This window comes from Pseudomonas sp. KH_040, from assembly GCF_057839305.1.
This window is the reverse complement of record NZ_CM174487.1, coordinates 1,499,512-1,524,076: the sequence shown is the minus strand read 5'-3', so window position 1 is coordinate 1,524,076 and position 24,565 is coordinate 1,499,512. Positions and strand designations below refer to the sequence as shown.

The 24,565-nt window shown below is 59.9% G+C and carries 21 protein-coding genes; 5 read left to right on the top strand and 16 right to left on the bottom strand.

Annotation, left to right across the window (positions count from 1 at the left end):
• The first annotated feature begins 255 nt into the window (after positions 1-255).
• A complete protein-coding gene (locus AC3IUF_RS06815; RefSeq protein ID WP_489280749.1) occupies positions 256-1,515 on the top strand; it encodes an OprD family porin in 1,260 nt (419 codons plus the stop codon).
• A gap of 268 nt (positions 1,516-1,783) precedes the next feature.
• Positions 1,784-2,587, top strand: coding sequence for a methyltransferase domain-containing protein (locus AC3IUF_RS06810; protein ID WP_489280748.1), 804 nt, complete (start codon positions 1,784-1,786; stop codon positions 2,585-2,587).
• A 131-nt stretch (positions 2,588-2,718) separates the two neighbouring features.
• Here AC3IUF_RS06810 and pcaC read toward each other — a convergent pair whose 3' ends face one another.
• From pcaC to pcaR, 11 genes are all read right to left on the bottom strand, one after another.
• Complete coding sequence (gene pcaC, locus AC3IUF_RS06805; protein WP_489280747.1) at positions 2,719-3,111, bottom strand: 4-carboxymuconolactone decarboxylase; 393 nt, start codon at positions 3,109-3,111, stop codon at positions 2,719-2,721.
• 13 nt (positions 3,112-3,124) lie between these two features.
• The gene (gene pcaD, locus AC3IUF_RS06800; RefSeq protein ID WP_123376356.1) at positions 3,125-3,913 is read right to left on the bottom strand and encodes a 3-oxoadipate enol-lactonase; all 789 of its coding nucleotides are present in this window, start codon (positions 3,911-3,913) and stop codon (positions 3,125-3,127) included.
• A gap of 12 nt (positions 3,914-3,925) precedes the next feature.
• Positions 3,926-5,290 carry a 3-carboxy-cis,cis-muconate cycloisomerase gene (locus AC3IUF_RS06795; protein ID WP_463542496.1) on the bottom strand — a complete coding sequence of 455 codons (1,365 nt, stop codon included), beginning with the start codon at positions 5,288-5,290 and terminating at the stop codon, positions 3,926-3,928.
• 46 nt (positions 5,291-5,336) lie between these two features.
• Positions 5,337-6,632 carry an MFS family transporter gene (locus AC3IUF_RS06790; RefSeq protein WP_007917096.1) on the bottom strand — a complete coding sequence of 432 codons (1,296 nt, stop codon included), beginning with the start codon at positions 6,630-6,632 and terminating at the stop codon, positions 5,337-5,339.
• Between the two features lie 187 nt (positions 6,633-6,819).
• Positions 6,820-7,386, bottom strand: coding sequence for a protocatechuate 3,4-dioxygenase subunit alpha (gene pcaG / locus AC3IUF_RS06785; protein WP_150792567.1), 567 nt, complete (start codon positions 7,384-7,386; stop codon positions 6,820-6,822).
• Between the two features lies 1 nt (position 7,387).
• Positions 7,388-8,092: a protocatechuate 3,4-dioxygenase subunit beta gene (gene pcaH / locus AC3IUF_RS06780; protein WP_007917099.1), complete on the bottom strand. Its 705-nt coding sequence runs from the start codon at positions 8,090-8,092 to the stop codon at positions 7,388-7,390.
• A 36-nt stretch (positions 8,093-8,128) separates the two neighbouring features.
• Positions 8,129-9,334 (bottom strand): 3-oxoadipyl-CoA thiolase, encoded by a 1,206-nt coding sequence (gene pcaF, locus AC3IUF_RS06775; protein WP_489280743.1) that lies wholly within the window; start codon positions 9,332-9,334, stop codon positions 8,129-8,131.
• Positions 9,331-10,113, bottom strand: coding sequence for a CoA-transferase subunit beta (locus AC3IUF_RS06770; protein WP_176472360.1), 783 nt, complete (start codon positions 10,111-10,113; stop codon positions 9,331-9,333). The genes pcaF and AC3IUF_RS06770 overlap by 4 nt, the downstream gene beginning before the upstream one ends.
• Positions 10,110-10,967 carry a CoA transferase subunit A gene (locus AC3IUF_RS06765; RefSeq protein WP_007917105.1) on the bottom strand — a complete coding sequence of 286 codons (858 nt, stop codon included), beginning with the start codon at positions 10,965-10,967 and terminating at the stop codon, positions 10,110-10,112. Before AC3IUF_RS06765 ends, AC3IUF_RS06770 begins: the two co-directional genes overlap by 4 nt.
• Before the next feature lie 262 nt (positions 10,968-11,229).
• Positions 11,230-12,576: a 4-hydroxybenzoate transporter PcaK gene (gene pcaK / locus AC3IUF_RS06760; RefSeq protein ID WP_007917107.1), complete on the bottom strand. Its 1,347-nt coding sequence runs from the start codon at positions 12,574-12,576 to the stop codon at positions 11,230-11,232.
• A 294-nt stretch (positions 12,577-12,870) separates the two neighbouring features.
• Complete coding sequence (gene pcaR, locus AC3IUF_RS06755) at positions 12,871-13,713, bottom strand: pca regulon transcriptional regulator PcaR (RefSeq protein ID WP_007917109.1); 843 nt, start codon at positions 13,711-13,713, stop codon at positions 12,871-12,873.
• A 650-nt stretch (positions 13,714-14,363) separates the two neighbouring features.
• Between pcaR and AC3IUF_RS06750 the strand changes: the two genes are divergently transcribed.
• Both AC3IUF_RS06750 and AC3IUF_RS06745 read left to right on the top strand, forming a co-directional pair.
• Positions 14,364-14,564, top strand: a complete 201-nt coding sequence (locus AC3IUF_RS06750) for a hypothetical protein (protein ID WP_008080067.1) — start codon at positions 14,364-14,366, stop codon at positions 14,562-14,564.
• A gap of 374 nt (positions 14,565-14,938) precedes the next feature.
• A complete protein-coding gene (locus tag AC3IUF_RS06745; protein WP_007917114.1) occupies positions 14,939-16,414 on the top strand; it encodes an inorganic phosphate transporter in 1,476 nt (491 codons plus the stop codon).
• A 732-nt stretch (positions 16,415-17,146) separates the two neighbouring features.
• Here the strand turns inward: AC3IUF_RS06745 and AC3IUF_RS06740 are convergent.
• The 4 genes from AC3IUF_RS06740 to AC3IUF_RS06725 all read right to left on the bottom strand — a co-directional run bounded on the left by AC3IUF_RS06740 (position 17,147) and on the right by AC3IUF_RS06725 (position 19,840).
• Entirely contained in the window at positions 17,147-18,289 is a 1,143-nt protein-coding gene (locus AC3IUF_RS06740) for an IS481 family transposase (RefSeq protein ID WP_489278862.1), read from the bottom strand.
• A 691-nt stretch (positions 18,290-18,980) separates the two neighbouring features.
• Complete coding sequence (gene ccoM, locus AC3IUF_RS06735; protein ID WP_003222396.1) at positions 18,981-19,094, bottom strand: cytochrome c oxidase subunit CcoM; 114 nt, start codon at positions 19,092-19,094, stop codon at positions 18,981-18,983.
• 146 nt (positions 19,095-19,240) lie between these two features.
• Positions 19,241-19,402 (bottom strand): hypothetical protein, encoded by a 162-nt coding sequence (locus AC3IUF_RS06730; protein ID WP_007918490.1) that lies wholly within the window; start codon positions 19,400-19,402, stop codon positions 19,241-19,243.
• A gap of 96 nt (positions 19,403-19,498) precedes the next feature.
• The gene (locus AC3IUF_RS06725; protein WP_003222394.1) at positions 19,499-19,840 is read right to left on the bottom strand and encodes a hypothetical protein; all 342 of its coding nucleotides are present in this window, start codon (positions 19,838-19,840) and stop codon (positions 19,499-19,501) included.
• A 252-nt stretch (positions 19,841-20,092) separates the two neighbouring features.
• On the opposite strand from AC3IUF_RS06725, the gene rapA reads away from it, so the two are divergent.
• Entirely contained in the window at positions 20,093-22,939 is a 2,847-nt protein-coding gene (gene rapA / locus AC3IUF_RS06720; protein ID WP_095113838.1) for an RNA polymerase-associated protein RapA, read from the top strand.
• Between the two features lie 190 nt (positions 22,940-23,129).
• On the opposite strand, the gene AC3IUF_RS06715 is transcribed toward rapA, so the two are convergent.
• Positions 23,130-24,479 (bottom strand): spinster family MFS transporter, encoded by a 1,350-nt coding sequence (locus tag AC3IUF_RS06715; protein ID WP_489280740.1) that lies wholly within the window; start codon positions 24,477-24,479, stop codon positions 23,130-23,132.
• Positions 24,480-24,565: the final 86 nt, after the last annotated feature.

Below are 24,565 nucleotides of genomic sequence, written 5' to 3'. Positions count from 1 at the left end.
TCACCCAAAACCCCGAGCAAATCTTGCGTTCGATAATCGCCCAAAAACCGCTTCCGCCGATTGAATCCCCACCACCGCCCCCCGCACCATTCGATCAACAAAACCAATAACAACAGGTTCGACACCATGCTCCCGCGCCCTGCTCCGACCGGCTGATCGCCGTCGCCTCACCCCCTGAATTCATCGCATTTCTGCACCGTAAAAAACGGCCGCAGCGCACCCGTTCGCCCTAAAAAAACAAGAGAGACCCCAGCTATGACAACCTCCCCTGCGCCTTACGCATTTCCCGGTCTGATCGTCCTGGCCCTGGCCGGCGCGGCGCTGCCCGCTGCGGCTGAAGAGGCCGGTTTCATCGAAGGGGCCAAGGTCAACCTGAACCTGCGCAACTTCTACATCAACCGCAACTTCACCAATCCGACCAAAGCTCAGGGCAAGGCCGAAGAGTGGACGCAGAGCTTCATCCTCGACGCGAAATCCGGCTTCACCCAAGGCACCGTCGGTTTCGGCCTGGACGTGCTCGGCTTGTATTCGGTGAAGCTCGATGGCGGCAAAGGCACCGGCGGCACCCAATTGCTGCCACTGGATCGCGATGGACGCCCAGCGGACAACTTCGGCCGCACCAACGTCGCCTTCAAAGCCAAGCTTTCGCAGACCGAAGTGAAGGTCGGCGAGTGGATGCCGGTGCTGCCAATCCTGCGTTCGGACGACGGCCGCTCGCTGCCGCAGACCTTTCGTGGCGGGCAGATTACCTCGAAAGAAATCGACGGCCTGACCCTCTACGGCGGTCAGTTCCGCGCCAACAGCCCGCGCGACGACAGCAGCATGAGCGACATGTCGATGACCGGCAAAGCGGCGTTCACCTCTGATCGCTTCAACTTTCAGGGCGGTGAATACGTTTTCAACGAAAAACGCACACAGATCGGCCTGTGGAATGCCGAACTCAAGGACATCTACAGCCAGCAATACGTCAACCTGATTCACAGCCAGCCACTCGGCGACTGGACCCTCGGCGCTAACCTCGGCTTCTTCTATGGCAAGGACGATGGTAGCGCCCGCGTCGGCGATCTCGACAACAAGACCTGGTCGGGCATGTTCTCGGCGAAGTACGGCGGCAACACCTTCTACGTCGGCCTGCAGAAACTCACTGGCGACAGCGCCTGGATGCGGGTCAACGGCACCAGCGGCGGCACGCTGGCCAACGACAGCTACAACGCCAGTTATGACAATGCGCAGGAACGCTCCTGGCAAGTGCGCCATGACTACAACTTCGTGGCGATGGGCATCCCCGGCCTGACCCTGATGAACCGCTATATCAGCGGCGACAACGTGCACACCGGGACGATCACCGACGGTAAGGAATGGGACCGCGAATCGGAACTGGGCTACACCGTGCAGAGCGGCGCGCTGAAGGATCTCAACGTCCGGTGGCGCAACTCGACCATGCGCCGGGACTTCAGCAACAACGAGTTCGACGAGAACCGCTTGATCGTCAGCTACCCGATCAGCCTCCTCTAAACACCGATCCACCCCTGTAGGAGCTGCCGCAGGCTGCGATCTTTTGATCTTAAAAACAAGATCAAAAGATCGCAGCCTGCGGCAGCTCCTACATTGGAATTCTCGCCACTGGTCAGGAGAAGTGGCACTTTGCCGGTCGGCAGGTAAAGTGACAAAACCTGAAGGACTCAGGTGCTTCACCTTTCCGCTTCCGTCGTCGTAGTCGGTCCTCAAGCTGGGAGCCAGGTTGTCATCGGAAGACACCAACGATCACCGGAGGACCCCCTCAATGATCTCTCGTCTTGCAACACCCGACTGGGACGCCAAGGCGTACCAGCAGTTTTCCCGTCTCAGGCAACGCCCGGTCCATGAATTGCTCGACCGTGTCGACCTGCGGAACCCGCAACGTATTTACGACCTTGGCTGCGGCACCGGCATTGCCACGCAGTTGCTGGCCGAACGCTGGCCGCGCGCGCAGTTGCAGGGTGTCGACAGCTCCACGCAGATGCTCGATGAAGCGCGCTGTCTGCCGATCCGGGCGCAGTGGAAGTGTTGCGATCTGCTCGACTGGCGGCCGGAGCAGCCAGCGGATCTGCTGCTCGCTGCCGCCGTACTGCACTTTATCGGGGGCCATGAAACGCTGCTGCCGCACCTGCTCGGTTATCTGAATCCCGGCGGTTGTCTGGCGGCGCACATGCCGGACTGGCGCGATGCGCTGTGGTATCGGCTGATGCTCGACACCCTCGAAGACGGCGGCCCCGGCGGCACGCCAATAGGCACACCAGAACTGCGTCAGCGCATGGCCGCACGGCCGTTGTTGGCACTGGAGGATTACTACCGTTTGCTCGCGCCGCTGACCTCGTCGCTGGATATCTGGGAGACCGAGCAGTTGCAGGTAGTCGACGGTAAATCGCCGGTGTATGACTGGGTGAAGGTCTCGGCGCTGCGGCCGGTGATGCAGGCGCTGAATTCAGCGGAACAGACGCGGTTTATTTATCACTACCTGATGCGGGTGCATGAGCATTATCCGCAGGAAGCGGACGGGCATACGTTGTTTGCGTTCAAGCGGATATTTATTGTTGCCACGGTTTGATTGGTCGCGGCCACTATTGCTATCGCTGGCAAGCCAGCTCCCACAGGGATTTTCAGCGAACACAGATTTTGTGCACACCTGAAAAACCTGTGGGAGCTGGCTTGCCAGCGATGGCGTCAGCTCAGGCAACATCACTCCCGGGATTCGACTCCTAGCTCATCCCAAACCGATTCAGCCAGATGAAACGTCGCATTCGCCGCCGGAATCCCGCAGTAGATCGCGCTCTGCATGATCACTTCCTTGATCTCGCCCCGGCTCACACCATTACTGGCCGCCGCGCGCAGATGCAGTTTCAGCTCGCCTTCGCGGTTCATGCCGATCAGCATGGCGATGGTGATCAGGCTGCGGGTATGCCGAGGCAAACCCGGACGCGTCCAGATATCACCCCAGGCATGCCGGGTGATCATCTCCTGAAACTCCGAGTTGAACTCGGTCAACGTGGTCAGGCTGCGATCGACATGCGCATCACCGAGCACCGCGCGGCGCACTTGCATGCCTTCGTCGTAACGTTGTTTCTCGTCCACGAAAATCCCCTTATCAGGCGTTTAGAAACGCCAACACACGATCACTGAAATCCGCGCCAGCCTGCACGTTGGACAGGTGCGCCGCGTAGAACTCGGCGTACTGGGCACCGCGTACATGCTCCTGAATGAAATGCCCACCGGCCGGCGGCGTTACCGCATCTTCAGTGCCGGCAATCACCAACAACGGCACGTTGATCGACGCCAGTTGCTCGCGGAAATCGGCATCACGCACCGCCGCGCAGTTGGCCGCATAACCTTCAGGCGAAGTGGCCGCGAGCATGTCGGTAATCTGCTTGGCTGCGGCCGGATGTGCAGCGGAAAAATCCGGGGTAAACCAACGGGCAATCGATGCATCACGCAAGGCAACCATCGCCGCCGCGCCGTCACGCAACACGGTTTCGATGCGTGGATTCCACACCGACGGATCGCCGATTTTTGCCGCTGTGTTGCAGACGATCAGCTTGTCCAGGCGATGCCCGGCGTTGATCCCCAGCCATTGGCCGATCAAGCCGCCCATCGACAATCCACAGAAATGCGCACTCTCGATATGCAGTGCATCCAGCAGACCGAGCACGTCATAACCCAGTTGTTCGATGCTGTAAGGCCCCGGCGTCACCAGCGATTGGCCATGGCCACGGGTATCGAAACGCAGCACGCGAAAATGCTCGGTAAATGCCGGCATCTGCGCGTCCCACATGTGCAGATCAGTGCCCAGCGAGTTGGACAGCACCAGCACCGGCGCATCGACCGGACCTTCAATTTGATAGTGCAGTTCGCCATCGGCGAGTTGAACGAAAGCCACAGCCCTCTCCTTTCAGACAGACAATGCGTTGTGTTCGGCCACCGCACGCTCGACCCAGACTTGCGCCTGACCGAGGTAATGGGCGGGATTCAAAAGTTGATCGAGTTCAGCGCTGCTCAACTCGGCGGTGACTTGCGGTTCGTCACCGAGCACGGCGCGCAAATGGCGTTGTTCGGCCACCGCGCGTTTGCAGCATTGCTCAAGCAGATGATGCGCGGTGTCGCGGCCAACACGCTGGGCAAGGACGATGCTCACGGCTTCGGCCAGCACCAGCCCCTGCGTCAATTCAAGGTTTCGGCCCATGCGCTCGGCATCGACTTCCAATCCATCGGCGAGTAACCGAGCCTGTTGCAGCGACCCCGAAACGAGGCAGCAAATCTCCGGCAAGGTTTCCCATTCGGCATGCCACAGGCCGAGGCTGCGTTCGTGCTCCTGCGGCATCGCGCTGAACAGCGTCGAGACCAGACCGGGCACGCGCGTCGCTGCGCCAATCAACACCGCTGCACCCACTGGATTGCGCTTGTGCGGCATGGTCGACGAGCCACCCTTGCCCGGTGCCGATGGCTCGAACACTTCTGCTGCTTCGGTCTGCATCAACAGGCTGATGTCGCGGCCGAATTTGCCGAGGCTGCCGGCGATCAAACCGAGCACTGCGCCGAACTCGACCACGCGATCACGCTGGGTGTGCCACGGTTGTTCGGGCAAGGTCAGTTGCAGTTCTTCGGCCAACGCTTGGGCAATCGGCAAGGCCTGTTCGCCCAACGCGGCGAGGGTCCCGGATGCACCACCGAATTGCAGCACTAGCAAACGCGGTTTGAGTTCGCGCAGACGCTGACGACTGCGAGTGACAGCGCCCAACCATCCGGCGATTTTCATGCCGAGGGTTACCGGCGTCGCATGTTGCAGCCAGGTGCGTCCGGCCAGCGGCGTGGCGGCGTAACGTTGCGCCTGAACCGCGAGGGAATCGGCCAATTGCGCCAGATCGCTTTCAATCAGTGCCAGCGCCTGCCGCAATTGCAGCACCAGCCCGGAATCCATCACGTCCTGACTGGTCGCACCCAAATGCACATAACGCTCGGCTTGTGCATCGGTCGCGGCAATCTGTTTACCCAACGCCTTGACCAGCGGAATCGCCGAATTGCCGGCCGTGGCAATCGCCTCGCCCAGTGCCGCGAAATCATACAGACCGGCACTGCAAGCCGTCGCAATCGGTGCCACCGCAGAGGAAGGAATCAAACCAACCCGCGCCTCGGCCCGGGCCAGCGCCGCTTCAAAGTCGAGCATCGCCTGCACGCGGCCCTGATCGCAGAACACTTCACGCATATCGCGGGCAGTGAAGTAGGCATCGAACAATTGATTGCCCGGTCGCTGAGTCATAAACAGTCCTTGCCGGCGCGGGCCATGACAGCCCGGGCACTTCGGGTTAGAGATCGTGGTGCAAATACGCCGCCTGTTTCGGCAGGCGCAGACTGAACAGGAAGGCGATCGCCATCATCGCCGTCACGTACCAGTAGAAGGAGTTTTCCATGCCGATGTTCTTCAGGCTCAGGGCGACGAATTCCGCCGAACCGCCGAAGATCGCATTCGCCACCGCGTAAGCCAGACCGACGCCGAGGGCGCGGACTTCCGGCGGAAACATTTCGGCTTTAACCAGGCCGCTGATCGAGGTGTAGAAACTGACAATCGCCAGCGCTACGGTGATCAACACAAACGCGAGGAACGGGCTGCTGACGCTTTTCAGGCTCAACAGAATGGGCACAGTAAACAGCGTACCGAGCGCGCCGAACCAGAGCATCGAATTACGTCGACCGATCTTGTCGGCGAGCATGCCGAACAGCGGCTGCATGCACATATACAGGAACAGCGCGCCGGTCATGATGTAGCTGGCGGTCTTGGCGTGCATGCCGGCGGTGTTCACCAGATACTTCTGCATGTAGGTAGTGAAGGTGTAGAAAATCAGCGAACCACCGGCGGTGTACCCGAGCACGGTGATGAACGCAGCTTTGTGATCGCGGAACAGCGCGGCGATGCTGCCGGCATCCTTGTGTTCTCGGGTTTCCTTGTTGGTGGTTTCTTTCAGACTGCGACGCAGAAACAGCGAAATCAATGCCGCCACCGCACCGACCACAAACGGAATCCGCCAGCCGTAGGCACGCAGGTCTTCTTCGGTGAGGAATTGCTGCAGAACCACCACCAGCGACACGGCCAGCAATTGGCCGCCAATCAACGTCACGTACTGGAACGAGGCGAAAAATCCGCGCTGGCCCTTGAGGGCGACTTCGCTCATGTAGGTGGCAGTGGTGCCGTACTCACCGCCGACCGACAGGCCTTGCAGCAAACGTGCGAACAAAAGCAGCACCGGTGCCCAGACGCCGATGTCTTTATAGGTTGGCAGGCAGGCGATCAGCAACGAGCCGAAGCACATCATCAGAATCGAGATGAGCATCGAATTCTTGCGCCCGTGCTTGTCGGCGACCCGGCCAAAAATCCAGCCACCAATCGGGCGCATCAGGAAGCCGGCAGCGAACACGCCAGCGGTGTTGACCAGTTGCACCGTCGGGTTGTCGGAGGGGAAAAACGCCGGGGCGAAATAGATCGCGCAGAAGGCGTAGACGTAGAAGTCGAACCATTCGACGAGGTTGCCGGACGAGGCGCCGACAATGGCAAAGATGCGCTTGCTGCGCTCTTCACCAGTGTAATGGGAGGTAGTGGTTGTCATTGTTTTTCACTCGATAGGGACAGTGAGAGTCTAGACATACTTTGCAACAGTCCCGTTCCACATCCTATATCGATCGTTCCCACGCTCCGCGTGGTAACGCATTCGGTGACGCTCCGCGTCACAGTGGACGCGGAGCGTCCATGGCGGCATTCCCACGCAGAGCGTGGGAATGATCAGTTGTCAGCGATCAGTAATCGAAGAACACGGTTTCGGCATCAGTGCCCTGCAGAATCACATTCCACTGGTAAACACCCGAAGCATCCTGTTTGGCCAGCAACGTACTGCGACGTTCAGCCGGCACACATTCGAGCAACGGATCATCAACGTTGGCCGGCTCGCCCTCAAAGTAGATCCGCGTCAGCAAGTGCTTCACCAGGCCACGGGCAAACACCAGCACCACCAGATGCGGCGCCTGGGTCGAGCCCTTCAGGCCTTCAACCGTGCCCGGTTTGATCGTGGTGAAGCGGAAGCGCCCTTCCGCATCCACCGGCACCCGGCCAAAACCTTCAAAGTGCGGATCGAGCGGTTTGTCCTGCTCGTCTTCCGGGTGGTCGTACTTGCCGGCGGCGTTGGCCTGCCAGACTTCGAGCATGGCGTCGTTGACGACATCGCCGTTGCCATCCACCACTTGCCCGGTGATCGCCACGCGTTCGCCCAGAGTCTGTTCGACGGTGAGGTCTTCACGGTTCAGCCAGGTCAGACCGATGTGGTAGTACGGCCCGACGGTGTGGGACGTGGTCGCAGTCAGCGTCATCTTATTTCTCCATCGGCGTGGCTTCACGCCCGCGCAGCACGATGTCCCAGCGATAACCGAGGGCGTAGGACGGAATGGTTTTTTCCAGATCGAAACTGGCGATCAGGCGTTCCTTGGCCGAAGTATCTGGCACGCAGTTGTAGATCGGGTCGTAGGCCAGCAGCGGATCGCCCGGGAAATACATTTGCGTGACCAGACGGGTGAGGATGCTCGGCCCGAACAGCGAAAAGTGGATGTGCGCCGGGCGCCAGGCGTTGTGGTGGTTGCCCCACGGGTAGGCGCCGGGTTTGATGGTCTGGAATTGATACCAGCCGTCGGCGTCGGTGACGGTGCGGCCGGTGCCGGTGAAATTCGGGTCCAGCGGCGCGTCGTGCAGGTCGCGCTTGTGGTTGTAGCGGCCGGCAGCGTTGGCCTGCCAGATCTCCACCAGAATCCCCGGCACCGGCAGACCATTTTCATCGAGCACGCGGCCGTGAATGATGATGCGTTCGCCCTGCGGCTCGCCTTCGTGCTGCGCGGTCAGGTCATTATCGGTGTCGCCCACGTGCTCGGCGCCGATGGTCGGCCCGGTGATTTCCGACAGCGAGTGCGGCAGAAACACCAACGGCTTCGACGGCGAGCGCAGGTTGGTGGATTGATACGTCGGGTGCAGGTACTCAGGCTGAGTGCCTTCCTGCGGACGACGGTAACCAGGCTTGTCAGACATGTCGCTTTCCTCTGTTCTTTTTCGTCACGGCTTGCGTCAGACGCGTTCGATGGCCAGGGCCAGACCTTGGCCGACACCAACGCACATGGTCGCCAGACCTTTCTTGCCTTGAATCTTTTCAAGCTGATGCAGCGCGGTCAGCACCAGACGCGCACCGCTCATGCCCAACGGATGACCGAGGGCGATCGCGCCGCCATTCGGATTGACCTGCGCGGCGTCATCCGCCAGACCCAGTTCACGCAGTACCGCCAAACCTTGGCTGGCAAACGCTTCGTTGAGTTCGATCACGTCGAAATCGCTGACCGCGACGCCGAGGCGCTCGATCAATTTGCGCACCGCTGGCACCGGGCCGATGCCCATCACCCGAGGGGCGACACCAGCACTAGCCATGCCGAGCACTTTGGCGCGGGCGGTCAGGCCATGTTTTTTTACGGCTTCGGCGGACGCCAGAATCAGCGCGGCGGCACCGTCGTTGACGCCGGAGGCATTGCCGGCGGTGACGGTTTTGTCCGGGCCGTTGACCGGTTTCAGCTTGTTCAGCGCTTCGAGGGTCGTGTCGGCGCGAGGATGTTCATCCTGGCTAACCACGGTTTCGCCCTTCTTGTGGGCGATGCGCACTTCGACGATTTCTTCAGCGAAGTAGCCAGCAGCCTGCGCAGCGGCGGTACGTTGCTGGCTGCGCAGGGCAAAAGCGTCTTGATCGGCGCGCGAGACTTTATAGTCGTCGGCGACGTTATCGGCGGTCTGTGGCATCGCGTCGACGCCGTACTGCGCCTTCATCAACGGGTTGATGAAACGCCAGCCGATGGTGGTGTCTTCCAGCTTCATGTTGCGCGAAAACGCTGCGTCAGCCTTGCCCATCACAAACGGCGCGCGGGACATCGACTCGACACCGCCGGCAATCGCCAGCTCCATCTCGCCGCTGGCGATGGCACGGAATGCCGTGCCGATCGCATCCATGCCCGAAGCGCAAAGACGATTGAGGGTCACGCCCGGCACGCTGTCCGGCAGGCCTGCCAACAGCAGCGCCATGCGCGCGACGTTGCGGTTGTCTTCGCCGGCCTGGTTGGCGCAACCGAGGAACACTTCGTCGATGGCGCTCCAGTCCACCGACGGATTGCGTTCCATCAGGGCCTTGATCGGCACAGCGGCCAGGTCGTCGGCGCGAACGGCAGACAAACCGCCGCCGAACCGGCCAATCGGGGTGCGAATCGCATCGCAGATATAAACCTCACGCATCATGCTTCTCCCGGTGCCTGGCCGTGGGCGGCGGCCGTGCGCGCTTCGAGATCGCGCAGCGCCGTCAGTTCGACGTCGGTCGGTTCAGCGGTGGTTTCGACGTTGTCAGCAAAACGAACCGCCCAACCGGTGGCCGCGACCACTTGCTCGCGGGTCACGCCCGGGTGCAACGCGGTGACCACGAATTCGTGGGTGCCCTCTTCCGGCTCCATGATGCACAGGTCGGTGATGATCCCGACCGGACCGGCGCCCGGCAGGCCCAGACGTTTGCGCGAATCACCGCCCTCGCCGTGACCGACCGAGGTGATGAAATCGAGTTTGTCGACGAACGAACGCGCCGACTGTTTAAGGATGATCAACACGCTTTTCGCCGAACCGGCAATTTCCGGCGCGCCACCGGCACCTGGCAGACGCACTTTCGGCGAGAAGTAATCGCCGACCACGGTGGTGTTGATGTTGCCGAAACGGTCGACCTGCGCGGCGCCGAGAAAACCGACGTCGATGCGCCCGCCCTGCAACCAGTAGCGAAAAATCTCACCGGTCGGTACGACGGTGTCAGCGGTTTCAGCGAGTTCGCCGTCACCGATCGACAGCGGCAGCACACTTGGCTTGGCGCCAATCGGACCCGATTCGTAGATCAGCACCACGTCCGGCGAAGAAGTCAGGCGCGCAAGGTTGGCGGCTTTCGACGGCAGGCCGATGCCGACGAAGCACACCGAGCCGTTCTTCAGGCGACGGGCCGCGGCGACGGTCATCATTTCATTGGTGGTGTAAGTCATTATTTGGCCTCCGAAGCAGCGGCCAACTTGGCCTGGAACGCGCTGAAGTCAGCGCAGCCATGGATGTATTCGTTGATCCACGCAGTAAACGTCTCACGGTCTCGGGCGATCGGATCCCACGCCTGATAGAAACGATTGTCGCGCTCGTTGTAACCGTGGGCGTAGGAAGGATGTGCGCCGCCGGGAACATGGCAGACCGCGCTCAAGGCCCAGGTCGGCAATACACAAGAGTTCATCGGCGCGTTGAGGTCATCGACGATTTCTTCAACCGTGACGATGCAGCGCTTGGCGGCCAGTGCGGCTTCTTTCTGCACACCAAGAATGCCCCACAGCAACACGTTGCCCTGGCGGTCGGCTTTCTGTGCGTGGATCACGGTCACGTCCGGACGCACCGACGGCACCGCCGCCAACACTTCACCGGTGAACGGGCAGGTCACGGTTTTGATCAGCGGATTGACCTTTGGCAGGTCGGAACCGGCGTAGGCTCGCAGCACCGCGAACGGTAGTCCGGAGGCGCCGGCGACGTAGGCATTGGCCAGGTCGGCGTGGCTGTGCTCTTCGATTTCGAGAGCGTGCGGCCATTGCTTCTCGACCGCATCACGCAGACGGTGCAGCGAACCCACGCCAGGGTTGCCGCCCCAGGAGAAAATCAGTTTGCGGGCACAACCGGCACCGATCAGTTGGTCGTAGATCAGGTCAGGCGTCATCCGCACCAGCGTCAGATCTTTCTTGCCCTGACGAATGATTTCATGACCCGCTGCTGTAGGGATCAGGTGAGTGAAGCCTTCGAGTGCGACGGTGTCACCGTCATTGACGAATTGCTTCACCGCGTCGTGCAGCGAAAGGATCTCAGCCATGGAGCGGGCTCCTGTTTTTGTAATGAATCGCCAGTGATAAAAAGGCGCGAGGTTCAGCGCCGGAGTGACTGAAGATTAAGCCTGGGAAAATTACCAAACAATCCGATAATCGACTGAGTGTTCGTTTATCGAACAGATTGTTGTCAACCTATCGGTTCGTGTTGCCTGCAAAAGATCGCAGCCTTCGGCAGCTCCTACAGGGTTACGCGTTCACATGTAGGAGCTGCCGAAGGCTGCGATCTTTTCGCTTTACATCGAAATATCAGGTCGCATCCGCATGACTGACCATGCCTTTGATCAGCACCGCCGTGGTGGCCAACGCCGCCGGAATCACCAACGCCGTCAGCACCTGCTCGAAATTCCAGCCCAGGCCCAACAACGTCGCGCCCATCCACGCCCCGAGAATCGCGCCAAAGCGGCCAATCCCCAGCATCCACGAGACCCCGGTCGCCCGCCCTTGGGTCGGATAAAACCGCGCCGCCAGTGACGGCATCGCCGACTGCGCACCGTTCACGCACATCCCCGCCACCAGCACCAACGTCGCCAGCAACGTGATATTGCCCAGGCTCTGCCCCACCGCGTAGGCAAACACCCCGGCCAGCAGGTAGAACGTGCCGATGACCTTGTGCGGATTGAAGCGGTCCATGGCCCAGCCCACCGCCACCGCACTCAACACCCCGCCAAACTGGAACAACGCACCGATAAACGCGGCTTGTTCCATGCTCGCGCCACTGTCACGCATCAGCGTCGGCAGCCAACTGGTCAGCAGGTAAACGATCACCAGGCCCATGAAATAGGTCAGCCACAGCAGCAAGGTGCCAGTGCTGTAAGTACCGGAGAAAATCACCGCGAACACGTTTCGCGCCTTGACGGTTTTCTGTTCCGGCACGCTGAAGCTGGAAGCCTGGGCCACAGTGAGCGGATCAATCGGCGCCAGGGTTTTGCGGATTTTGTCAGTGCCACGATTGCGGACTACAAGGTAGCGCGCCGATTCCGGCAGCCAGAACAGCAGCACTACGGCGAGGATCAGCGGCAAGATCCCGCCGATCAGCAGCAGGCTGTGCCAGCCGAACGCGGGGATCAGCTTGGCGGAAATAAACCCGCCACCGGCCATACCGAGGTTGAAACCGCAGAACATGCTGGTCACCAGCAGCGATTTCTTGCGCTCCGGGGTGTATTCCGAGAGCAGCGTGGTGGCGTTGGGCATGCCGGCGCCCAGACCCAGACCGGTGAGGAAACGCAACACCAACAGTTGTTCGACGTTGGTGCTGTATGCCGACGCCAGGCTGAAGGCACCGAACAGCACCACAGCGCCGACGAGTACGACTTTTCGCCCGAAGCGGTCAGCCAATGGACCGGAACCCAGTGCGCCAAAGACCATACCGATCAACGCCGCACTCATCACCGGGCCAAGACTGGCGCGGTCGATGCCCCAGTCCTGCGACAGCGCCGGGGCAATGAAGCCCATCGCGGCGGTGTCGAGGCCATCGAGAAAGACAATCAGGAAACACAAGATCACCACCCGCCACTGATAGCGCGAGATCGGTTGGGCATTGATGAAGGTCTGCACGTCGAGGCAGTTACCTACAGCGGACTGAGGCTGGTTCATTATTTTTATTCCACGCAAAAAACGCAGTCGAACGGCGGCCGGCCAGAGAGAGGCACGGTCACGAGAATAGAAGGTCTGGATCAGGCGTTGCGGGAAACCCGGCAACAGCGGGTGGAGCGGAGACAGTCGGAGAGCGTGCGCATGGTGAGTTGCCTCTTGTCATTATTATGGGAGTCGACAGTCCGGCGGGCTCATTCACATCAGCGCCGGATGACGCTGCCGCGACATTAATGATCCGAGGGTTTTAGCGTCAATTCGATAAACGCAACACTGTGCGTTTATCGAACAGCTTCATCAGGCGAACAGCTGTGCGCTGAGGTCGCGACTGGCACTGAGCAAGCCCGGCAGGAAGCGCTGCTCCAGCTCGGTCCGACTGACGCGACCGGCGTGGGTACTGACGTTGAGCGCCGCCACCACTTGGCCCGAGGCATCGTAGACCGGCACGGCAATCGAACGCAGGCCTTGTTCCAGTTCCTGATCGACAATGCACCAGCCTTGCTGCCGCACTTCCTGCAGACATTCGAGCAACGCATCAGGGGTATGGATCGTGCGACTGGTCTTGGCGACCAGTTCGGCGTGATCGAGGTACTCACGCAACGACGTATCGTCGAGGGCTGCCAGCAGAATCCGGCCCATCGATGTGCAATACGCCGGCAACCGACCGCCCACCGACAGATCCACCGATATCAGCCGTTGGGTGGTCGCCGAACGCGCGATGTAGAGAATGTCGTCGCCTTCAAGCGTGGCCATGTTGCAGGCTTCGTGCAGTTGCTCGCTCATGCGGTCGAGGTAGGGCTGGGCGGACACCGCCAACGGCGTCGACGACAGATACGCGTGGCCGAGGGTCAGCACTTTGGGCAGCAACGAATAGGTGCGCCCGTCGGTGGTGGCGTAGCCGAGTTTGATCAGCGTATGCAGACACCGGCGCACGGCGGCGCGAGGAATTTCCGTGCGGTGACTGATTTGGGCGATGGTCAGATGACGCTTGCGCTCCTGAAACGCCTGCACCACCGCCAAGCCCCGGGCCAGCGAGGTCATGAAGTCCGGATCACCGGTCAACGCCTGGATGCGTTTGGCCGGCGAGGCGACGATCGGCGGCGCCACGGAGGTGAAAGAGTTGCGCATTTGATCGTTCATTTCTTGTCCTTTTATCCGGCACGGATCAATGGGCTATACAAGCGGCTCGCCAACAAATGCACAAGCGTCGGACCTGCAAGATTGGGCGATTATCGAACCGCGGGCCGATAATCGCAATCAGCCATGCGGCTCGCGTCAACGCTCCAAGGGTTCGGCTGAACTTTGGCTTTTATCTGAATCACGGCCTTAGTTGTTCGACTAAATGGCGCCAAAAACAGATCGCTCGCTAAATAGTGGGCGTCTGCACTTCAACTAGCGAGAAAAGTTGCGAGTCACAAAACAATCACACATTCAGAACCGTTTTTAACTTGGCAAAGATAGTCATTCCTGAATCGACCGCTATAATGCACCTCAGTGGCACCTCGTTTTTAAACGCCGAGGTCGTCACCCGCTGCGGCGATGTCCATCGCCAACAGCCCGGCCAGCGCCTGACGCGCATCACTCATGCAACGCCTGCGCTCGCTGAAACAGGAAACTGATGCTGCGTCAGTTTTTATCTGGTGCCGTAGCCGCCTGTAACACGGAAGTCTTGATCGCCCCACCGATTACACCAATGCCTGTTCAGGTGCTGGATGCTCGGTGGCTTCGTTCAATCGATTCGTTGCAGTGCGTTTCACCAGACACTTAACTCAACTCATACAGGTAGCACTGTGACGAAAGACGAACTGCGCGCGGAACTTGAGCGCCAGGAACAACGTTACAAGGAAGTTTACGGCGGGGAAGTCACCACCTACGCCGCTCAGCCCGAACCGGAACGCAAAGCGTGGCGTAAACGCCCGACCGTTCAGGATCAGGTCTTCAAGCAAGAAATCGAAAAGATCGAAAAGGAACTCAAAGCCGAAGAGCCTTGAGCCACAGTTTTTCGATCGTTGAAGGTTTTACGTCCACACCGGTTACAAGCGCGGTGGAACGACGATGCCTTGCGCGCCCGCTACCCGCGGGCAGCGGCCATCATCCGATCTGGCAGACTGAGGACGGGCGTCCTACAGGTTTCACAGATATTTCAGACAAGCGTTCGAGACCTCTCTGCGACGATGAAATCGCCTGCGAAATGAGCCTTTTACTATATAAATCAATGACTTGAAAAACCCTGTGCTGCGCTGGGTTTTCATGCGCTGCAACAAATTAAATCGAAGAAGTGTGTAACCGATGAGCAGGTAGGGGATCGATTTCCAGTCTTTTCTGGCATAATCGCGCCCCCTTACGACCGGGTCAGAAAACCTTCATGATCGATTTATTCAGCGGACTGGATGCTTGGGTGCTTGTGAGCCTCTTGCTCGCCCTGACGTTTGTCCTCGCCTTCGAGTTCATCAATGGATTTCATGACACCGCTAACGCGGTAGCCACTGTTATCTACACCAAAGCCATGCCGCCCCACCTGGCGGTGTTCTTTTCCGGTGTGTTCAATTTCCTCGGCGTGCTGCTGGGCGGCGTTGGCGTGGCGTATGCCATTGTCCATTTGCTGCCGGTTGAACTGCTGATCAATGTGAACACCGGCCATGGCCTGGCGATGGTGTTCTCGTTGCTCGCCGCGGCAATCGCCTGGAACCTGGGCACCTGGTACTTCGGTATCCCGGCTTCCAGCTCGCACACCTTGATCGGCTCGATCCTCGGTGTCGGCCTGGCCAACGCCCTGATCAACGACATTCCGTTGGCCGACGGCGTGAACTGGCAGAAAGCGATCGACATTGGCGCCTCGCTGGTGTTCTCGCCAATGGCCGGCTTCCTGATCGCCGCGCTGATTCTGATCGGCCTGAAATGGTGGCGTCCGCTGTCGAAGATGCACAAGACACCGGAACAGCGCCGCAAGATCGACGACAAGAAGCATCCACCGTTCTGGAACCGTCTGGTCCTGGTGATCTCGGCGATGGCCGTGAGCTTCGTGCACGGCTCCAACGATGGTCAGAAAGGCATCGGCCTGATCATGCTGGTGCTGATCGGTATCGTGCCTGCGCAGTTCGTCCTCGACCTGAACAGCACCACGTATCAGATCGAACGCACCCGCGATGCGACCCTGCACCTGAGCCAGTTCTACCAGCGCAACGCCGATTCGCTGGGTGAATTCCTGGCCTTGGGCAAGAGCGTGGAAGGCGACCTGCCGGAGAAATTCCGCTGCAACCCGCAGCAGACCGAACCGACCATCAGCGCCCTGCTGCACACGCTTAAAGGCGTAGCGGACTACCACTCGCTGTCGTCGGAAAGCCGTATCGAAGTACGTCGCTACCTGCTCTGCCTGGACGACACCGCGAAGAAGGTTGGCAAGCTGCCTGGCCTGGAAGCCCGTGAAAAGGCTGACCTCGACAAGCTGCGCAAAGACCTGACCACCACCACTGAATACGCGCCGTTCTGGGTGATTCTGGCGGTTGCACTGGCCTTGGGCCTGGGCACCATGGTTGGCTGGAAACGCGTGGTGCTGACCATCGGCGAGAAGATCGGCAAGCAGGGCATGACCTATTCCCAGGGCATGTCCGCGCAGATCACTACTGCCAGTTTGATCGGCATGGCCAACATCTTCAGCCTGCCGGTGTCGACCACTCACGTGCTGTCTTCGGGCGTGGCGGGCACCATGGTCGCCAACAAGAGCGGCCTGCAGGGTGGCACGGTTCGCACCATTCTGTTGGCTTGGGTGTTGACCTTGCCGGCGACTGTGGCGCTGTCCGCTGGGTTGTTCTGGCTGGCTTCGAAGGCGCTGGGGAGCTGATAGATAGCGGGACATGAGAAAGGCGCGATTCGAGAGGATCGCGCCTTTTTTTGTGTTTGGGGGTTTGGAATTGGGGGGGGCATATCCGTTGCTGCGGGTGTTGCCGCTGGCGGTTTCGCTCTTACAGCGAGTCACCTTTTCCAAACGCCGAAAAGGTAACCCAAAAGGCTTTGCCCCGGCGTACGGCACTTCGCTGAGGCTCAGTGTTCCCTCGCTACGGTGTCCATCCGGGGCATCGCCTACGGTTTGCTTCGCTGCACCTCCTCTCGATGTATGCGGCTGCGCCGCACGGCGCTGCGCGCCTACCCCCCGGATGAACACCTCCGCTCGGCCTGCCGAAGGGGCAAAAGATCAAAAGCCAAAGCCAGAGCAAGATCAAAAGCCAGATCAAAAGCCAGATCAAAAGCCAGATCAAAAGCCAGATCAAAAGCCCCTCACCCTAGCCCTCTCCCAGAGGGAGAGGGGACTGACCGAGGTGTTTGGGAGAGGCACGCCGACGTGAAATACCGTGCCGAACTCAGATTTTGAAGCCTTGAAGCAAGAGCCCCTCACCCTAACCCTCTCCCAGAGGGAGAGGGGACTGATCGAGGTGTTTGGGAGAGGCGCGCCGACGTGAAATACCGTACCGAACTCAGATTTTGAAGCCTTGAAGCAAGAGCCCCTCACCCTAGCCCTCTCCCTGTATGTACCGGAGACATGGTGGACACATGTTCGGAGACATAGTGGACGGTTTTAGATCTTCTTACCTGCCGTCACGATCTGCAAGTTCAAGTCGATTCGGGCGATACGATGTCTACTCCAGTAGACATCGTGGATGCCGTCCTCCGTCGTTTCCCGGATAGCTACTGACCTCCCGTGAAAAGCCTTTCCAACTGAGTATTCACGGTTCCTCCAGTAGATCTCTCCTTTTACCTGAACCTTCCTGACCACATCCCCATCGTCGTACTCCGGTGCCGCTGGTTGCTCCTGGTATTCCCGTGGGCTGCTGCTGTAACGAGTAGCAGGAACCTGCATGTCCAGCGCTTGATGCGGGCGCTTCTGGTTGTAGATATCACGCCAGATATCAAACGCCCGTTGTGCATCGTCCAGATCGATGAAGAGTTGGCCTTGCAGGACTTCCCTTTTCAGACTGCGGTGGAAGCGCTCCAGCTTTCCCTGGGTTTGCGGGTGATAAGGTCGGGAGTGGCCGACCTTGATGCCCTGGCTCATCAGCCAGACCTCCAGCGCGGTATAAACGCCGGTCTGGTCACCCCATGGCGAACCGTTGTCCATCGTCATGCGCAGAGGCAGACCGTAGCGCCGAAAGGCCCGCATTAGTTGCTCCTGGACGGTTCGGCGCTGCTCATTGGCGCACGCAGCGATGCACAGTGAGAACCGTGAGTGATCGTCCAGTATCGTCAGCGGATGGCAACGTCCGTGTTTCAGGCTGATATGGCCTTTGAAGTCGATCTGCCAAAGATCGTTGGGCGCCTCGTGCTCGAACCGGATAAACGGTTTGACCTCGGCAGCCTTTGGATCAACGCGCGAATGACGCTGTAAAACCGCATGCACGGTGCTGACAGAGGGCATCACTTTGCCGTCGTCTTCCAACACGCGCTTGAGCTTGCGAGCGCCCCAAGCGGCGTACTCCTGACTCACGGTCAAAATCTGCTGCTCAACCTCATCAGCGCAGCGTTTGGGTGACGTCTTCGGTCGTCGAGACTGATCGATCAACCCTTGCGCACCGAGGTTTTCAAACCTGTTGAGCCATTTGTAGGCAGTGCTTGGGCTGATATTGAATCGACGGCAAAGCTGCCGAACATTGGCCCCTTCTTGCCGAGCCAACAGCACGAATTCTGAACGAAGCTGCACGGTGGACACCTCTTCCCAAGACACAGGCCATCTCCTTCGCGATAAGCAATGTGTCTATTAAAATGTGTCCACCATGTCTCCGAACACCTGTCCACCATGTCTCCGGTACATACACTCCCAGAGGGAGAGGGGACTGACCGTGGTGTTTGGGGAAGGTACGCCGACGTGCGATACCGCGTTGAACTCAGATCTTGAAAAGCCCACAAATCGGCTCCCTCTCCCTCGGGAGAGGGCTGGGGTGAGGGGAAAATCCACCACAAATCCAAAGCCGACCACGCCCCGCTCTTCACCACTCAATAGGCCGAGTGTCAGCTCGCCTGCTCTTGATCTTGCTCCACGGGCGACGTCGGAAGGCTGAGCGGAGGGATTGATCCGGGCGTGGGAGCGCAGCGACCGTTTGGCGAAGCCAAACACAGCGAGAGGAGGTGCAGCGAAGCAAACCGTAGGCGCTGCGCCCGGATCGATCCCGCAGCGAAGGACCCCCGAGCCCCAGCGAGCGGGCCGCACGTAGGAGCAAGCCTTTTGGGTTACCTTTTCGGCGTTTGGAAAAGGTGACCCGCCGTAAGGGCGGAACCCTAAGCCGCCGTTACCGCAGCAACGGATATTCACAAAGCACACCCAAAGCATGGTCGGCCCAAAGGCCGCCAAGACACAAAAAAAAAGGGGCAACCGAAGTCGCCCCAAAATGCCTTGCGTGCTCATCAATCCAGAAGAATCACTTCTTGCGCTTATTCGCATCCTTCCAGATAAAAAATCCAAACCCTGCAAAAAACAGAACCATCAGCCCTACAGTCAGGACCCCGGCAAACACCACGTTATCGAAAAACATGACTGGCCTCCTGGGCCTCTGCTCTGCTGCGATGGAACTAAGTTACCAAACACACAGGCGCACAAATTGACCGGGATCAATACCAGCAACGAAGGAGAGTAAAGGAGGGAAATTAAATGACCTGCATCAACGGATGCAGGCAGAGATCAACGCTTTTTCGGCTTGTTTTTCGACTTTTTCTTGGCTTTTCCCAGCGGCATCGCCTGTTCGAACGCCTGGCGCACTTCGTTCAGCCGCTTCTCTTTAATGTCATGCACGCGCTTGGCGCGTTCAGTACTGAGGTCAATCAGTTTGTCGTCTTGGCTCATGGCGTCAGTACATCACTTGAAAGAATCACAACTGCCACATCACCGGCAGGACTGCGCCAATAATGCAACGTCACACCAGCGCTGAACAGCCGAAGATCAGATCTCGATATCGACCCACAAGCCCTGACGCGGCTGATCTTCCATCAGCGGCACCACCGGCACGGTGTTATCGGCGTTCAACTCGGTGCCGGGCACGGCCAGGTGTTCTTCCGGGTCTTCATCGGCTTCGCGACGACGGCGATCACGTTCTTGCTGACGGCGCTGCTCTTCACGCGCCAGCAGTCGATCCTCTTCAGGATCGCGCTTTTGCAAATCGATCGTGCTTTCGTTGGAGCTTTCCTGCACCGGCACCACCGGAGGAATGTCCGGGCGCTGGCGGATCGGATCCTGCTGGGAAGTGATCGGCACAGCGCTCAGGGGGAGCATCGGTGGCAACATATATGGGGTCTCCTGTCAGCAGGCTATCGGCTGCGGCAAAGGCGCCTTGAGCCATCCGTCGCAAATCTGTGACGCACTTGGCACGTGTAGGAGCTGCCGAAGGCTGCGATCTTTATCAGACAGCTCAAACCTCAAGGGTTCTCAAAGATCAAAAGATCGCAGCCTGCGGCAGCTCCTACGCCAGTAATCTTTGGCCCTGAAGCCCTCATTCCGTTAAGATAGCCCGCTTTTTCAAGGTGGGAGTCAGGCAGCATGGCGCAGCAGTATCAACCGGGGCAACGCTGGATCAGTGACAGCGAAGCAGAGCTTGGTTTAGGCACCGTTCTGGCACAGGACGGCCGCTTGTTGACCGTGCTTTACCCGGCCACTGGCGAAACCCGCCAGTACGCGCTACGGAATGCGCCCCTGACCCGCGTGCGGTTCTCGCCGGGTGACAGCATCACCCACTTCGAAGGCTGGAAGATGACCGTGCAGCAAGTCGACGATGTCGACGGCCTGATGGTCTATCACGGTCTCAACGGGCAGAACGAAGCCGTCACCCTGCCGGAAACCCAGCTGTCGAACTTCATCCAGTTCCGTCTGGCCAGCGACCGTCTGTTCGCCGGCCAGATCGATCCGCTGGCGTGGTTCTCGCTGCGTTACAACACTCTCGAACACACCAGCCGCCAGTTGCAATCATCGCTCTGGGGCCTGGGTGGCGTTCGCGCGCAGCCAATCGCGCACCAATTGCACATCGCCCGTGAAGTCGCCGACCGTATCGCCCCGCGCGTTTTGCTGGCGGACGAAGTGGGTCTGGGTAAAACCATCGAAGCCGGTCTGGTGATCCATCGCCAACTGCTCTCGGGCCGCGCCAACCGCGTGCTGATCCTCGTCCCGGAAAACCTCCAGCACCAGTGGCTGGTGGAGATGCGCCGCCGCTTCAACCTGCAGGTCGCGCTGTTCGACGAAGAACGCTTCATCGAAAGCGATGCCACCAACCCGTTCGAAGACACGCAACTGGCGCTGGTCGCGCTGGAGTGGCTGGTCGATGACGAGAAGGCTCAGGACGCACTGTTTGCTGCCGGTTGGGATCTGCTGGTGGTCGACGAAGCGCACCACTTGGTCTGGCACGAAGAAAAGGCCAGCCCGGAATACTCGCTGGTCGAACAACTCGCCGAAGTCATCCCGGGCGTGCTGCTGCTCACCGCCACCCCGGAACAACTCGGTCAGGACAGCCACTTCGCCCGTCTGCGCCTGCTCGACCCGAACCGTTTCCACGACCTGGCCGCCTTCCGCGCCGAGAGCGACAACTATCGCCCGGTGGCCGAAGCCGTGCAGGAACTGCTCGACAAGGGCCGTCTCTCGGCCGAAGCGCACAAAACCATTCACGGCTTCCTCGGCAACGAAGGCGAAGCCCTGTTGACCGCGGTCAACGATGGCGACACCGAAGCCAGCGCCCGCCTCGTGCGCGAACTGCTCGATCGCCACGGCACCGGTCGCGTGCTGTTCCGTAATACCCGCGCCGCCGTGCAGGGTTTCCCTGAGCGCAAACTGCACCCGTACCCGCTGCCGTGCCCGGACGAATACCTCGAACTGCCGCTGGGCGAACACGCTGAGCTGTACCCGGAAGTCAGCTTCCAGGCGCAACCAGACGCCAGCGAAGAAGAGCGCTGGTGGAAATTCGACCCGCGTGTCGAGTGGCTGATCGATCAGCTGAAAATGCTCAAGCGCACCAAAGTGCTGGTGATCTGCGCCCACGCCGAAACCGCGATGGACCTGGAAGACGCCCTGCGCGTGCGTTCCGGCATCCCGGCCACGGTGTTCCATGAAGGCATGAACATCCTTGAGCGTGACCGCGCCGCCGCTTACTTCGCCGATGAAGAGTTCGGCGCGCAAGTGCTGATCTGCTCGGAAATCGGCAGTGAAGGTCGCAACTTCCAGTTCGCTCACCACTTGGTGCTGTTCGATCTGCCGTCGCACCCGGACCTGCTCGAGCAGCGGATCGGTCGTCTCGACCGGATCGGCCAGAAGCACATCATCGAACTGCACGTGCCGTACCTGGAAACCAGCCCGCAAGAGCGCCTGTTCCAGTGGTATCACGAAGCGCTGAACGCGTTCCTCAACACCTGCCCGACCGGCAACGCCTTGCAGCATCAGTTCGGCCCGCGCCTGCTGCCGTTGCTCGAAGAAGCCGACGACAGCGAGTGGCAAGCGCTGATCGACGAAGCGCGCAGCGAGCGCGAGCGTCTGGAAGCCGAGTTGCACACCGGCCGTGACCGTTTGCTGGAGCTCAACTCCGGCGGCGCTGGCGAAGGTGAAGCGCTGGTCGAGGACATCCTTGAGCAAGACGATCAGTTCGCCCTGCCGATCTACATGGAAACCCTGTTCGACGCGTTCGGCATCGACAGCGAAGACCATTCGGAAAACGCCCTGATCCTCAAGCCGAGCGAGAAGATGCTCGACGCCAGCTTCCCGCTGGGCGACGACGAAGGCGTGACCATCACCTACGACCGCAACCAGGCGCTGTCGCGCGAAGACATGCAGTTCATCACCTGGGAACACCCGATGGTGCAGGGCGGCATGGATCTGGTGCTGTCCGGTTCGATGGGCAACACCGCCGTCGCGCTGATCAAGAACAAGGCGTTGAAGCCAGGCACCGTGCTGCTCGAACTGCTTTATGTCAGCGAAGTGGTAGCGCCGCGTTCGCTGCAACTGGGCCGTTACCTGCCGCCGGCCGCCCTGCGCTGCCTGCTTGATGCCAACGGCAACGACCTGTCGGCGCGCGTCTCGTTCGAAACCTTGAACGATCAGCTGGAAAGCGTGCCACGTGCCAGCGCCAACAAGTTCATCCAGGCCCAGCGCGATCAGCTGACGCCACGGATCAACGCCGGTGAAGACAAGATCGCCCCGCGTCACGCCGAGCGCGTGGCCGAGGCCCGTCGCCGTCTGGCGGCCGACACCGACGAAGAACTGGCGCGCCTGACCGCGTTGCAAGCGGTCAACCCGACCGTGCGCGACAGCGAACTGGTGGCGCTGCGTGAACAGCGTGAGCAAGGTCTGGCGATGCTGGATAAAGCGGCGTTGCGTCTGGAAGCGATTCGGGTGTTGGTAGCGGGTTAATCGCCCTGCCCCATCGTTGAAAACAAGAAGGCCCGCAGCAATGCGGGCCTTTTTTGTTGCCTGTGATTTTTCAGCTGATGCTGATGGCCTCATCGCTGGCAAGCCAGCTCCCACAGGTTTCGGGTCGTTTACAGATTATGTGTACGACTCGGTCACTGTAGGAGCTGCCGAAGGCTGCGATCTTTTGATCTTAAGCAGTCGCTACTGCAACCTCAGGCTCAACCACAGCAACCAAGCCCTCCTTCATCCGCTGCGCATCGCGCACAAAACACCGCGCCGCCAGAAACAGAAACACCATGGTCAGAAACAGCGCCACCGGAATCAGGTACATCGCATCATGCAGGCCGACTGCCTTAAAGGCCTCGGTCATCTGCTCCGCACCGGACGCCAACATCGCCGTGTGCGCAAAATGATCCGACAAACCACCCACCACCACCGGCCCCAACCCACCGCCGAGCAGATACAACCCGGCAAAGAACAACGCCATCGCCGTGGCCCGCAGACGCGGTTCGACCACGTCCTGAATCGCTGTATAAACACATGTGTAAAAGTTGTAGGCAAACAGCCAGCCAACACTGAACAGCGCGACAAACACACCAATCTCGATACGCCCCGAATGCAGCGCCCACGCCGTACACAGCGTCGAGATAATCAGACTGAACGCGGCAAACAGCAGCCGCCCATTGGCCACGCGCTGGTGAATCTTGTCGGCTATCCAGCCGCCCAGGGTCAAACCGACCAGTCCGGTCACGCCGACAATCATCCCGGTCGCCACCGCCGCTTCCTGCAACGGCATGAGGAAATAGCGTTGCAGCATCGGCACCAGAAACGAGTTGCAGGCATAGGTGGCGAAGTTGAAGCACAACCCGGCCATCACCAGCCAGAGAAAGGTCGGCACCGCCAGAATCCGGCGGATCGGCTTGTCGACTTTCTCTTGCGAAACCTGCACGGTCTCCGCTGCGCCGCGCTTCGGCTCTTTGATAAAGAACATGAAAATCGCCAGAAGCAGACCCGGCACCGCTGCAATAAAGAACGGCGCGCGCCAGCTGTCGAACGCCTTGACCATCCAGCCGATGGTGAAGAAAGCCAGCAACAGGCCCAACGGCAAACCGAGCATGAAGATGCCCATGGCCCGCGCCCGCCGATGAGCCGGAAACAGATCGCCAATCAGCGAGTTGGCCGCCGGTGCATAACTGGCCTCACCAATGCCGATGCCCATGCGCACGATCAGGAAACTCCAGAAACTGCCGACCAGACCGTTGACCGCCGTCAGCGCACTCCACGTCGCCAGGCCCCAGCCCATCAGCTTGCTGCGCGAACCGGTATCGGCCATGCGCCCCAGCGGCAGGCCGGCGATGGCGTAAACAATGGTGAATGCGGTGCCGACGATCCCCAACTGGAAGTCGCTGAGGTGCCATTCCATGCGGATCGGCTCGATGATGATCGCTGGAATGGTGCGGTCGAAGAAGTTGAACAGGTTGGCGAGGAACAGCAGGAACAGAATGCGCCAGGCATTCGCCGCTTGGGTCGAGTTCTGCATGGGTCCGTCTCTTTATTGTTATAGGGCTTCACTGCCAACGCATCCGAGCCCGGAACCTGCAATCTAGTCAGCCACGCAAAGGCTGT